At 59.0% G+C, this 13,002-nt stretch carries 10 protein-coding genes and 1 pseudogene; 7 read left to right on the top strand and 4 right to left on the bottom strand.

Annotated features, from left to right (window positions below; all coding sequences use genetic code 11):
* Positions 1-890: DMT family transporter (locus RA25_RS13015; protein WP_039172866.1), on the top strand; the 890-nt coding region annotated here is incomplete at its 5' end.
* A gap of 218 nt (positions 891-1,108) precedes the next feature.
* Positions 1,109-1,651 carry a hypothetical protein gene (locus RA25_RS13010; RefSeq protein ID WP_039172865.1) on the top strand — a complete coding sequence of 181 codons (543 nt, stop codon included), beginning with the start codon at positions 1,109-1,111 and terminating at the stop codon, positions 1,649-1,651.
* Positions 1,652-1,973: 322 nt separating this feature from the next.
* Here the strand turns inward: RA25_RS13010 and RA25_RS13005 are convergent, their stop codons facing one another.
* Together RA25_RS13005 and RA25_RS13000 are read right to left on the bottom strand one after the other, a co-directional pair.
* Positions 1,974-2,606, bottom strand: coding sequence for a tyrosine-type recombinase/integrase (locus RA25_RS13005; protein ID WP_019297415.1), 633 nt, complete (start codon positions 2,604-2,606; stop codon positions 1,974-1,976).
* 176 nt (positions 2,607-2,782) lie between these two features.
* The gene (locus tag RA25_RS13000) at positions 2,783-3,721 is read right to left on the bottom strand and encodes a LysR family transcriptional regulator (RefSeq protein WP_039172862.1); all 939 of its coding nucleotides are present in this window, start codon (positions 3,719-3,721) and stop codon (positions 2,783-2,785) included.
* Between the two features lie 90 nt (positions 3,722-3,811).
* Between RA25_RS13000 and RA25_RS12995 the strand changes: the two genes are divergently transcribed.
* The 3 genes from RA25_RS12995 (at position 3,812) to RA25_RS23290 (ending at position 6,633) form a co-directional block, all read left to right on the top strand.
* Positions 3,812-4,648 (top strand): TauD/TfdA dioxygenase family protein, encoded by an 837-nt coding sequence (locus RA25_RS12995; protein WP_039172860.1) that lies wholly within the window; start codon positions 3,812-3,814, stop codon positions 4,646-4,648.
* A gap of 20 nt (positions 4,649-4,668) precedes the next feature.
* A complete protein-coding gene (locus tag RA25_RS12990; RefSeq protein WP_019297418.1) occupies positions 4,669-6,300 on the top strand; it encodes an arylsulfatase in 1,632 nt (543 codons plus the stop codon).
* Between the two features lie 138 nt (positions 6,301-6,438).
* Complete coding sequence (locus tag RA25_RS23290) at positions 6,439-6,633, top strand: transposase (protein WP_082008920.1); 195 nt, start codon at positions 6,439-6,441, stop codon at positions 6,631-6,633.
* Between the two features lie 156 nt (positions 6,634-6,789).
* Here RA25_RS23290 and RA25_RS22420 read toward each other — a convergent pair.
* Positions 6,790-7,301: pseudogene (locus RA25_RS22420) on the bottom strand (transposase); the annotation flags it as partial.
* A gap of 392 nt (positions 7,302-7,693) precedes the next feature.
* On the opposite strand from RA25_RS22420, the gene RA25_RS12980 reads away from it, so the two are divergent.
* Together RA25_RS12980 and RA25_RS12975 are read left to right on the top strand one after the other, a co-directional pair.
* On the top strand, positions 7,694-8,740 hold the full coding sequence (locus tag RA25_RS12980) for an efflux RND transporter periplasmic adaptor subunit (RefSeq protein ID WP_019296861.1): 1,047 nt from the start codon (positions 7,694-7,696) through the stop codon (positions 8,738-8,740).
* Between the two features lie 10 nt (positions 8,741-8,750).
* Positions 8,751-11,792 (top strand): efflux RND transporter permease subunit, encoded by a 3,042-nt coding sequence (locus tag RA25_RS12975; RefSeq protein ID WP_039172857.1) that lies wholly within the window; start codon positions 8,751-8,753, stop codon positions 11,790-11,792.
* Positions 11,793-12,117: 325 nt separating this feature from the next.
* Here RA25_RS12975 and RA25_RS12970 read toward each other — a convergent pair whose 3' ends face one another.
* Positions 12,118-13,002, bottom strand: a complete 885-nt coding sequence (locus tag RA25_RS12970) for a LysR family transcriptional regulator (protein WP_019296859.1) — start codon at positions 13,000-13,002, stop codon at positions 12,118-12,120.

Below are 13,002 nucleotides of genomic sequence, written 5' to 3'. Positions count from 1 at the left end.
CTTTTCAGGGGAGCACGTCATGGGGTGCAAACTTCATCGCAATCAAAGAGCTGATTGGCTTTACGGGGCCAATTTCAATTCTGGCGGTTCAGTTTCTAGCCTGCTGGCTGTTCTTGCCCTTTGTAAAGCGTCCAAAGAACCTTCACCTCGTCGCCCTTTGGGGCGTGGCTGCTGGCGGGTGCCAATATGGGTTCCAGAATATCGGACTGGATTTGGGAGCCTCTCCGGGGATTGCGTCGGTGCTGCTTCAGCTGCAGGCGTTCTTCACTCCAGTTCTCCTATCTGTTCTCTATCGCAAACCCTTCGCCCTCTCCACAATTGGCGTGCTGCTGCTGGGCCTTTTCGGCGTCTATTTGGTTGCTGCCGCGGGTCGTGGGGCAACAGCGACAGGTACAGTTGCCGTTCTGTTTTTGGTCATGGCGGCGTTTTCATGGTCGGTAGGCAATGTCACCATTTCCCGGATTGAACAAAAGACCCCTGACGTCGCCATGTTCCCGGTTCTAATCTATGCCAGCGTTTTCATCAGCATCCCTGTGACGATCTGGGCGAACGCAACTGAAGGGATGATTCATCACAATCTCGTTGGCCTTACCGCCACTGAGCTGGTCTATGCTGCGGTTCTTATCGGCTGGATTTTGATTGCATACCTCGGCGGATACGGGATCTGGAATTACTTGATCAGCCGGTATGGCGGTGAAAAGATTGTGCGCTTTGGCTTGCTTGTCCCCGTATTCGGATTGATCCTCTCCTACCTTGTGTATCAAACACAGGTTACAGCTCTGCAGAAGGCAGGTATTGCCTTGATCCTGTCTGCGCTCATAGCCAATCGATACTTCGATTTGCGATCTGCAAAGGCTGCTCAGCAAGCATGTGTGGTGCCCGCTGAGTAATGCGGACGGGCCAAGGCACAAACACAAGCCCCATATTCACGCATCGTTTCCTTGCCTTCGCACTCAGATCCAAGCTGCCTCCTTTACCTGTACAGGCAGATTAAATCTCCTCACCTGTGCGTGAATTTTTTCAACGTTGCAGATTCCCGGAGTGTCCAAGAGTTTGAAGTTGCCTCTTAAATCCTGTCCACCCTCTCAATGGCCACCCGGAGGAACCGATGAACTTTACTTTTGAAACTTTTGTCGAAGACGTACGCACAGCAGCGGCAAGCAGCATGCCGAATGAAGAAATTCGCTTGGTACTGGAGCGCTATGTAGCTGACCCAGAGCCTATCATCACGGCAACAGAAGTTGATGGTGAAGACGAAATCATGCTTTATCAGGACGAACAGGTCTCAATCTGGCGCTGCCGGTTTCAGCCCCACGTCACCATGCCGCCTCATGAGCATAGGCTGAAGGTTCACATCGCGGCTTACTCTGGGGGGGAGAAGAATATTCTCTTCAAGCGCGACGGGGGGCAGTTGCAGCACGAAAGAACTCATATAGTGAAAGCCGGAGAGGTTTTCACTCTGGAAGACGATGGAATTCATGCAGTTGTTGGTGATGGCGAAAAACCGTCCCTGGCCTTGCACGTCTACATGGGGCCACTTACGACCCTCAAACGCGACCTGTTTGATTGGGAAACTGGGGAACCGGTAGAGTTTTCAATGGACAATTTTGACAAGATGAAGCGCCACTCAGCAGAATTGCCAGAGTACTGACGTCTTCAATTGAACTCCTTTTGCGGTGTTGCGAAGTCGCCAGTTGCAAACCAAAGGATTGCGGTCAGGTGTTTGGCTCGGTCACCTGGAATGCCCACCTGCCGTTTGACATGCGGTGTGGCCACGCCTCTCCCGAAAGACCGTACCTTCCTGTTTCTAAATGAGCAGTATGTCAGCTTCGGGTTATAGTGCAGCCCTTTGCGTTTGCAGCAATCAAGCTTGGTAGAAGCGGCCGCTTAGGGCTCGAACCGTAACACTGCAGCGGTGCGACCGTAGGTCTGGTCTGGATTGGCGAACGGCAAGTGCCGCCCGCCAAGGTGGTTCAAATGTCGATTTGCTCGGCGATGCTCAACGCATCTTCAAGTTCGATACCAAGATATCTGACAGTGCTGTCAACCTTTGTGTGCCCGAGCAACAGTTGAACTGCTCTGAGATTTCCGGTTTTGCGGTAGATCTCCGCCGCCTTGGTCCGGCGCAGCGAATGGGTGCCGTAGCCGCTGGGTTCCAACCCAATCGCAGCCACCCAATCCCGCACAAGTCGGCCATATTGGCGGGTTGAGATATGTAGGCGGTCATGAAACCGGCTAGGAAACATGAAACGGCAGCCGATCATTTCCGGCGACTTGATCCATGCAGTAATGGTATCCCGCGTGTTTTCAGAGAGTTCGAACTGAACGGGTCGCCGGGTTTTGCTCTGGATCACAGACACCCTCTCGCGAACGCGGTCATCTCTGACCAAATCGCTGACGGACAGTTTCACTAAATCGCATCCGCGAAGCTTGCTATCAATCGCCACGTTGAACAGCGTGAGATCACGCAGATTCCTGGCCAATTCGAGCCGCGCGCGGATTGCCCACACTTGTTTCGGCAACAGCGGCCTTTTCTGGCCGACGACCCGGCCCTTGTTCCAGGCTTTTCGTTTCGGGGTGACTGCGGGAAGTTGGACCCTTGGCATATTGGGCCCTCCAATCCTCCCGCCAAGCCCAGACATCAGCACCGCGCTGACACCTGAATTTTACTGTTGGTTTGAATGACCGTTGTCCGATTGCTTGTTCTTCGGGAAACGTTACGGGTGCATTGGGTGCTCTGAACCCATCGCGACAGATGCTGCAGAAAAGACGAACGGCAGCATCACGGGTTTGCAGATCTTTGAATACCTGCAAATCCGGAACTTGAGACCGGAGGCCTGCAGAGCTCCAAAAACCGGTCAGTCAGGCCTGATTGAACTGCTAGGCGTGGGCGGGCAATCACCACCCTGTAGTGCCCGATGCTTTCCTTGAGCGGTCGCGCAACGATTGAGTCGCCTTCAGTCGTGCAGTTCTGTTTGGGCGGGAAGCCTGCAAGCGTGAAACCGAACCCCTTGTCGACGTAAGCCTGAACAAGCTCGCGGGATTGGGATTGGAACGGCACTTCGGGGTGGACGCCCGCGGCCTGCAGCAGTTGCAGGTAACTGGGGCCGGGGCCAGCGGGCGAGACGGAGATATAGGGCAGACCGGTCAGGTCGGACAGGCTGATCCGGGATTTCGCAGCCAGAGGGTGTGCGCCTGACAACAGAACCAGAGGCGGCAGCTCCAAAAGAACTTCAACCTCATGCCGACCGGGGTCGAACCCCTGGTCAAAGACCACCAGCGCATCCACCTCGCCAGTGTCCAGCGCGGCCACCAATGCCGGGTATTCCGCTTCCTTCACCTCGATACGGACACCCGGATGGCTTTCGCGGAAAGCAAGCACCGCAGGCAGGACGATCTGCTGCGCCAGTGCGTGATGGGTGCCGATGTGGATCCTGCCGGTGCGGCCAAACGCCAGATCCGCGGCCTGCCGGTCCAGTGCAGCGGCCTGCTTCAGCAGCGCCTCGGCCTGGGTGGCGAACGTCCCGCCAGCGCGGGTCAGCCGCATGCCTTGTGCCGGAAACCGGTCGAACAGGGTCAGGCCGGTGGCGGCCTCCAGCTTGTCCAGTGCCGAGGCGATAGCCGCGGCAGAGACATTAAGCTGCCGCGCCGCCTGGGCAATACCGCCCTGCCGCGCGGTTTCCGTCAGGTAGGTGAGCTGGCGAAGGGTGAAGCGAACCATTGGAAAAATCTTTCTTTGAAGCAAGTTAAACCAGTTTTTCCAGTTTTAGGACAGACCTTATGCTGCCTGCAGGCGACAGCGGAGGATATCATGGAAATATTGCCAATGACCGGCGGTTTGGGCGCGGAAATCCTGGGGGCGGATATCCGCCGCAGCGAGGATTTCAGTGCCATCCGGGACGCATTTGCGGAATATTCGGTGATCGTTCTGCGGGGGCAGACCGCAGGGCCAGAAGATCACCTGGCCTTTGCCCGCCGTTTCGGGCCAGTGAATGTCAACCGGTTCTTCAAGCCGGTCGAGGGCCACCCGGAAATCGCCACTGTCCTGAAAGAGAAGGACCAGACAGAGGCCGTTGGTGAGGGGTGGCATACCGATCATTCCTATGATCAGGAACCGGCGATGGGCTCAATTCTTCACGCCATCGAGATGCCGCCCTATGGCGGCGACACGCTGTTTGTGTCCATGGGCGCCGCCTATGAGGCGCTCTCAGCGCCGATGCGCCGTTTTCTTGATGGTCTCACGGCCGTGCATTCCTCGCGCCATGTGTTCGGCGCCGCCGCGATGGGCAGCGAGGCGGTGAAATCGGGCCGTCTGGGCAATGCAGAGGCCGCCACCCAGGACGCCCGGCATCCGGTGGTCATCACCCATCCGCTGAGCGGGCGGCGCGGCCTTTTTGTGAACCCGGTTTTCACCACCCGCATTGAAGGGCTGAATCCGGACGAATCCTCGGCGCTTCTGGTCATGCTCTATGCCCATTGCCAGCAGCCGGAGTTTCAATGCCGCGTGCGCTGGCGGGCCGGTGACATTACCATGTGGGACAACCGTGCCACCTGGCACAAGGCGATCAACGACTACCACGGTTTCCGCCGCCTGATGCACCGGGTCACCGTCGAGGGCGGCCCGCTTGCCTCCGCCCGCGCATCCTGACCGCTGATGAAAGCTCAGCCATGACCAGCCACAGCTCCAAGACAGACACCGGCCAGCCCAATGTCATCCTGATCCTGGCGGACGACATGGGGTTTGCCGACCTCGGCTGCACCGGGTCTGAAATCCAGACTCCCAACATCGACGCACTTGCGCGGGGCGGCGTGATGCTGTCTGCGATGTACAACTGTGCCCGCTGCTGCCCGACGCGGGCGTCGCTTCTGACCGGGCTCTACCCGCATAACGCCGGCGTCGGGCATATGGGCGCGAATTTGGGCACGCCTGCCTATCAGGGGTTCCTGCGCAACGACAGCGCCACCATAGCCGAGCATCTGCGCGCCAGCGGCTATGCCACGCTGATGTCCGGCAAATGGCATGTGGCCGGCGATTTCGAGCCGCGAAGTGTGGACAGCTGGCGGATCGGCGACGTCGAGCATCCGACACCGCGCCAGCGCGGCTTTGACCGTTTTTACGGGATCATGGACGGCGCCACGCATTTCTTCTCGCCGCATTACATGCTGGAGGATGACAGCCGGGTCGAAACCTTCCCGGATGATTTCTACTTCACCGACGCCATCACCCATAAGGCCATCGGCATGATCGAAGGCGCGGTCGCGGACGAAAAGCCATTCTTCCTCTACCTCGCCCATACTGCGCCGCACTGGCCGCTGCATGCCCATCCTGAGGACATCGCAAAATACGATGGCGTCTATTCGAAAGGCTGGGACCATATCCGCACCGCACGCCATGAAACGATGAACGGCCAAGGCGTTTTCCAGCGCAGCTGGGACATCTCCCCGCGCGACAGCACCGTGCATGGCTGGGAACAGGAAAAGAACCAGGACTGGGAGGCCAGCAAGATGGCAACCTATGCGGCAATGGTGGACCGCATGGACCAGTCGGTCGGCACACTGATTTCGGCCCTGAAACGGCTCGGGCAGTTCGACAACACGCTGATCCTTTTCCTCAGCGACAACGGCGGCTGCGCCGAGTTCATGGCCGAGGACGGCTGGGCGAAGTTCTACCCGGACAAAACGCACGACGGCAGGCAGATCACCATGGGCAATGTGACCGGCCTGCGCCCGGGCGATGCCCAGACATTTCAAAGCTATGACAAGCCCTGGGCCAATGTCTCCAATGCGCCGTTCCGCCTGTACAAGCATTATGTGCATGAAGGCGGCATCTCGACCCCTCTGGTCGCCCATTGGCCAAAGGGGTTCAAACCGCGCAGTGCTGCCCATGCAGCCTGCCATGTGGTCGATATCCTGCCGACCATTCTGGAAGCCGCCGGCACCGCCTATCAGACCGAGGTCGGCGGCCATGAGATCCAGCCGCTGCAAGGAGAGTCGCTGCTGGGCCTCTTTCAGGGCAAGGACTGGCAGCGCGCGCAGCCGATCTTCTGGGAGCACGAGGGCAACGCCGCGATCCGGCTGGGCCGGTTCAAGCTGGTGCGGCTGCATGATTGTCCCTGGGAGCTCTACGACATCGAGGCCGACCGCACTGAACTGACCGATCTTGCAGGCCGCAGCCCCGCCTTGGAGAAAGACCTGATCCGACAGTATCAGGTCTGGGCCCAAGCCGCCGGTGTGCTGGACTGGAACGAAGCGCTGCCGAAACTTCTGGCGGCGTGGAATATGGAGAGCGCCAGCGGTTGAAACTGATGGCTAAGCGGCTACTGAGGGTCCCCTGGTAAAGGACGGGTTTGTCCCGCATTGTGCAGTTTCACGGTTTGAACTTCGTCCCTGTTCCCGGACAGCGGGGTAAATTACCCCTGTCCACGAAAGGAGCATGGAATGGGACAATCGAGACGGACGTTCACAGATGAGTTCAAAGCCGCAGCTGTTGGTCGGCTTTATAAGCCTGGTGCCACACAAGGCGGTGTTGCCAAGGAGCTTGGAGTGACGAGCTCGCAGTTCCCGGCAGATTTGCTTGATCGGCTTGTTCGGCATTGGCCTCGGACCAATGGCGGCTCAATTCCTCAATCCTGAAAATACGCCCGCCGGATCTTTGCTATCGTCTCCACGACCAACATCCCACTCTGTGCTCCCCGATAACCTCGGGGGCATGATTCACATCAGTGTAAGGGGGTCATCTTTGGACGCCGATTTCCCCGCTACGGGGTCAAAATTGCATGCCTGTTCACAGTTGACCTGCCAGCCTGCCCCTCTCAGCAATGCTGCGATCCGCCGATAGCCGCAGCGGCCATACTGGCGGGCAAGCACGATAATGTCCGCAACCAGGCGTGTTTTGTCCGCCCGGCTCTTGGGCGGCTTGCGCTGCGTGGATCTGTGTTGCTTCAGGACGCGGCAGGCGCGCCGCTCAGACACCCTGAACAGGCTGCGCACATGGTCAATGCAGGCCCGGCGGCGGGCGGGGCTCAGAAGTTTCCCTTCGCAGCTTCCGTCAGGATGAGCTTGTCCAGGGTCAGGTCCGATACGGCGCGACGCAGCCGTTCGTTTTCTTTATGCAATCGTTTGAGTTCCCTGAGTTGGTCGGTTCCCATCCCGCCATACTGTTTGTGCCAGCGGTAATAGGTCTGCTCGGTGATGCGCACTTCGCGGATCGCATCCACCCGCGCCATCCCTTGCCCGACAAGCACCTCAACCTGCCGCAGCTTCGTGACAATTTCTTCGGGTTTGTGCCGCTTCGTTCCCATTCTGATCCTCCGTTTTCCTAAACATAACGGCGGACCACTTCACTGGGGGAGGATCAAAAGGCCAGTCATGCACTAACAATCAAACCGGACCACTCAGGTGGGGCTGATCATCCGAACGTCCCAGTTTTCAGGGAGCAGAGCACCTTCTCAAGGGGCGGAGGACTGCGGCCCTTCTCATTGAGTGCGAAGGTGTCTTGCCGTGAGTTTTCATTTCCTTCTTGGCGGCTCTTCATGGAGATTTCTTGTACTTTGTGAACTTGTTCACAGGCAAAAAAAGCCAAAGAGACTATGCCGCACCGATCCCGGCATCTTGTCTTGCACCAGTGGATGCGCCACCTGAAATTGCCATACGATGCGAACAGCCAGAAAACTGCCCCGAAGGAGTGATACGCATGCGCTGGACAACCTCATTTGCCGTTGCTTTGATTACTGGGTTTGCAACCTTGCCTGCGGTTGTGCTGGCTCAAGGGGCGCTGAAGCCGGTCAAGCTGCTGCAAACCTCCTCGGAAGCATTGGTTCTGGAACGGCAGTTTTTTGGCCAAGTGGCAGCTAAGCAGACAGTGGACCTTGCGTTTCAGGTTTCCGGGCAAATACTGAAATTTCCGGTTGCCGAAGGCCGTACGGTGGCCAATGGCGGGTTGATTGCCGAGCTTGACCTGGAACCGTTCGAGCTACAGTTGGAGCAGGCGCAGCTGCGCAAGGAACAGGCCGACCGGACTGTTGCGCGCCTAAAAAATCTGACCGGCACTGTCAGTCAGGTCTCGATCGACGACGCTGAGACCGAGGCAGGGCTGGCACGCGTGGCGCTGCGCGATGCAGAGTATGAATTTGAGCATGCTACCCTGAACGCTCCTTTTGATGCGCTGGTGTCCAGCCGTGAAGTGGAGCAGTTCACCACCGTCAGTTCGGGGACCCCCATCGTGCGGCTGCACGACATGTCTGAATTGCATATCAAAGTCGATGTGCCTGAAGTCCTGTTCCAAAGGGCTGAGGAAAGCGACGTGCTGACGATTTCCGCGAATTTTCCCGGCCAGGACGCAGAGTATCCGCTGGAGATCCTGGAATATGATGCAGAGGCCAGCAGCGTCGGTCAGACCTATCAGGTGACACTCCGCCTGACCCCGCCTGAAAACCGCCAGATCCTTCCGGGCGCATCTGCAACTGTGAAAGTGCGGGTGAACACCGGCGAAGCAGGCATCAGAGTGCCCGCAACGGCCCTGGTAACCGCAACCGACGGCAGCACCGGCGTCATGGTTTATTCCCCTGTAGGCGCTAAGGAAGGCACCATTGCATGGACCAAAGTGAAGGTTGAAGCCACTCAGAACGGTGATTTCCGCGTGGCGGAGGGCCTGGCCGGAGACGAAGAAGTGGTGCTGACCGGGGGCGGCGCGCTGAAAGACGGCCAGAAGGTCAGGCGCTTTACCGGTTTCGGAAACTGAGGGCAGGCAGATGGACATTGCACGCGGGTCGATCAACCGGCCGCTCTATACTTGGATCATCATGCTGGCGGCCCTGCTTGGCGGCATCTGGGGATTTCTGAACCTGGGACGCCTTGAAGATCCGGCCTTCACCATCAAGTCCGCGGTGATCGCCACGCAGTATCCGGGCGCCAACAGTGAGCAGGTTGCGCGCGAAGTCTCCGAGCCTCTGGAATCAGCGATCCAGAAAATGGGCGAGGTCAAGCTGATCACTTCGGTGAACCAGCCCGGCTTCTCCCTGATCGAAGTGGAGATGCAGGATACGTACGATGGCACCGAATTGCCTGCCATCTGGACCAAACTGCGTGCGGAAGTACGCGATGCCGCCCGCGCTTTGCCGGAGGGTGTCAGCCAGCCGGTTGTGAACGACGGCTTCGGCGATGTGTTCGGCCTATTTTATGCGGTAACGGCGGAGGGCTACACGGACGCCGAAAAGCATGATCTGGCAACCTACTTGCGGCGCGAGCTGCTGACGGTGGACGGGGTGGCCGATGTTGAAATCGCGGGGTTGCCGCAGGAGGCGATCTTTGTTGAACCCACGCTCGCGGTTTCGGTCAATCAGAATGTTCCGATTGACGCGATCAGCAACGCGCTGGCCACGTCCAACTCGGTCCGCTCTGCAGGCAGTCTGGACGCCGGGCCAGCCGAAACTCTGATGCGCGCGCCTGAAGGCTCGGACTCGGTTTCCGAAATCCAGGGCCTAGCGATCGGCTGGCAGGGTGAGGTGGTTAACGTGATCGACATGGCCGACGTGCATCGTGGCCGCATCGACAATCCGGATCTGATCATCCGCTTTGATGGGGTTGAAGCCTTCACTCTCGGGATTGCCGGCCTTGCCACCGAAAACATCGTCGAAGTGGGCAAGAACGTTGACGCCAAGCTCGCCGCACTGGACAGCCAGATCCCCTATGGTGTCGATCTGAAACCAATCTATCAGCAGCATGTGGTGGTCGAGCAGGCCTCCAACGACTTTCTGGTAAACCTTGCCATGTCGGTTTCCATCGTGGTGGTCGTGCTGGCGCTGTTCATGGGTTGGCGCGCCGCTGTTGTGGTGGGCACAACCCTGCTGCTGACAGTGGTGGGCACACTGTTCTTCATGAACATGTTCTCGATCGAGATGGAGCGGATTTCGCTTGGTGCGCTAATCATTGCCATGGGGATGCTGGTCGACAATGCCATTGTTGTGGCGGAGGGGATGCAAATTTCCATGCTGCGCGGCAAGACTTCCCGCGAGGCGGCACACGATGCGGCGTCAAAAACCCAAATCCCGCTGCTTGGCGCTACGGTGATCGGCATCATGGCCTTTGCCGGTATCGGTCTCAGCCCGGATGCGACTGGTGAGTTCCTGTTCTCGCTGTTTGCGGTGATTGCCATTTCGTTGCTCCTTAGCTGGTTCCTGGCTCTGACGGCCACCCCGCTGCTGGGCCACTACTTCTTCAAGCAGGGCAAGGAGGGGGACAGTGATGCCTATGATGGTGTTCTGTTCCGCACCTACGGCGCAATTCTGCGGGCATCTCTGAAGCTGCGCTGGATGGTCGTCGCTGGGCTGATTACCGTCACCGTGGTCTGCTTTTTCGGTTTCGGGCAAGTGCGGCAGCAGTTCTTCCCGGACTCCAACACCCCGCTGTTCTTTGTTCATTACAAGCTGCCTCAGGGCACATCGATACACACCACTTCCGAGCATCTGCAGGTGTTCGAGGACTGGCTGGGCGCCCGCGATGATGTGGTTTCGGTGGCCTCCTTCACGGGACAGGGGGCAACCCGTTTCATGCTGACCTATTCTGCCGAAAAGCCGAACCCCAGCTACGGCCACCTGATCATCCGTACCGCAAACCTGGACGCCATCCCGCCGCTGCAGGCTGAGCTGGAGGCTTTTGGCCAATCCCGCTTCCCTGAGGGTGAGTTCCGTACCAAGCGGCTGGTGTTCGGCCCGGGTGGCGGTGATCCGATCCAGGTGCGCTTCTCCGGTCCCGACCCGCGCGTCCTGCGCCGCCTGGGCGAAGAAGCGATCCGGCGGCTGGAAGCGGCTTCCCCCAATATCCTGCTCCCGCGTCAAAACTGGCGTGAGCAGGAGCCGGTGCTGAAACCTGTCTATGCTACCGACCGGGCACAGACTGCCGGCGTCACCCGGGAAAACATCGCCGACGCGCTGCAGTTCTCCACCGATGGTGTGCAGATGGGCGTCTTCCGGGAACATGACCGGCTGATCCCCATCGTGGTACGCCGAGCGCAGGAGGACTCCTACAACATCTATGATCAGGTTGTTTTCTCTTCTTCTGCCGGAAAGTTCCTGCCGCTGGAGCAGATGATTGATGGCATCGATGTCGAGGTGGAAAACACGTTGGTGCATCGCCGGGACCGACTGCCGACGCTCACTGTTGGCGCCGACATCCCGCCGGACATGACTGCGGCCACCGTTTTTGCCCAAGTGCAGGAAACCATCGAGGCGATGGACATCCCGCCCGGCTACATGATGGAATGGGGCGGCGAGCATGAAAGCTCTGGCGACGCTAACGAAAGCCTTGGCAAGCAGCTGCCGGTGACGTTGCTGATAATGGTGCTGATTTCGGTACTGCTGTTCAACGCAATCCGCCAGCCGGTGATCATCTGGCTCTTGGTGCCGATGTCGGTGAACGGCGTGGTGATCGGGCTGCTGGGAACCGGTTTCCCCTTCACTTTCACGGCACTATTGGGTCTGCTCAGCCTGTCCGGTATGCTGATCAAGAATGGCATCGTGCTGGTCGAGGAGATCGACCTGGTGCGCGAAACCGGCAAGCCTCTGCGCGAAGCCATTGTCGAAGCCTCGGTCTCACGCCTGCGCCCGGTGATGCTGGCAGCAGTGACCACCATTCTTGGCATGGCGCCATTGCTGACCGATGCGTTTTTCGTGTCGATGGCAATCACCATCATGGGCGGGCTGGCCTTTGCGACCGTGCTGACGCTGGTGGCCGCGCCGGTTTTCTACCTGATCTTCTTCAGGAACGCGGAAAAACGCGAGATGGCGGGTGTCTGATAACCGCCTGGCCCCTCAAAAATCAGGGCCCTGGCGGAGTGCGCCAGGGCTTCTTTCCTGCCGGGGTCTGTTCGGAGGGCCAATTTCCGACTTAATTGGGTTTCAAAGGCAGCGGTCCGTTTTGTCCGGCAGCCCAGCCTTTTACAAACTGAAAAAGGCTGTACGGCACACGAATGGCGGGCCGGGCAAATCTGCGCTGCAGCACATGACACCGTGATGCAAGCCGGGCAGGAGCCAGCCACGTCGCCCTTGGAGAGCTTTCGCTTTAATATGATAGCGTTCTGCTTCAGCTGCAGAAGGTTAGCAGTCCTAGGGGTTTCCTGATTTAGTCCGGCTTGGCAGTACCGATTTTGCTCCAAAGTTCATTGGCAACGACTCCTACTGTTTGGTCCCTGCGTCTCATCTTGTAGAGCATGGTCCGGCGAAGAGGAAACCCTTCCAGGTTCAGGGACAGCAACGCTCCGGAGCGTCGCTCAGCATCTGTCATATGGTCGGGCAAACCACCCCAGCCGAGCCCGGCGAGGATCACTTTCTTCTTGGCCGTGAGATCGGAAACGGTCCACTTCAGCCCGCCAGACAGCAGGTCGCGGCTCTGTTCATGCGCCGCGCCGCCGGTGCCGGCGGCAACCACCTGCACGTGGCCTTGCATTTCGGATGCGGACAATGCGCGGGAACCGGACGGCAGGCCAAGATCAGGGCTGGCCACGGGCCGGATCGTGACCTCGGCAACCGGTTCAGCCTCAACTTCGTCCAATGGCACCCCATCAAGGGACGCGAGCGCGATATCTGCCTTGCCCTCCATCAGCCGGGCGATCGGGCCGCCCATCATCTCCATCCGCAGCCGCAGATGTGTTGCGGGGTGGCGCCGCCCGGTTTCTGCAAGGGCCGGCAGCAAAGGGTCCAAATCCATTGTTGCGCTGACGGCGACGGTCAGCTCCGGCTCTTCGCGGGCGCGCAGCCGGGCCGCGGTGGATCTCAGCCCCTGCATCTGGCGCAGAACCCGCGACGCCTCGCGGTAGAAGATTTCGCCTGCTGGGGTGAGTGCGGGGCGGTAGGCTTCGCGGCTGAGCAGCTCCAATTCCAGCTCCTCTTCCAACTGACGGATTGTGTGGCTGATGGCGGATTGCGATTTGTGCAGGCGCTCCGCCGCGCCGCGGAATGTGCCGGTTATGACAATGGCGTCCAGGGCAATGAGCTGGTCATGTTTCAT

The organism is Leisingera sp. ANG-S5, from assembly GCF_000813925.1.
GTDB lineage: Bacteria > Pseudomonadota > Alphaproteobacteria > Rhodobacterales > Rhodobacteraceae > Leisingera.
This window is presented reverse-complemented; position numbering and strand designations above follow the sequence as displayed.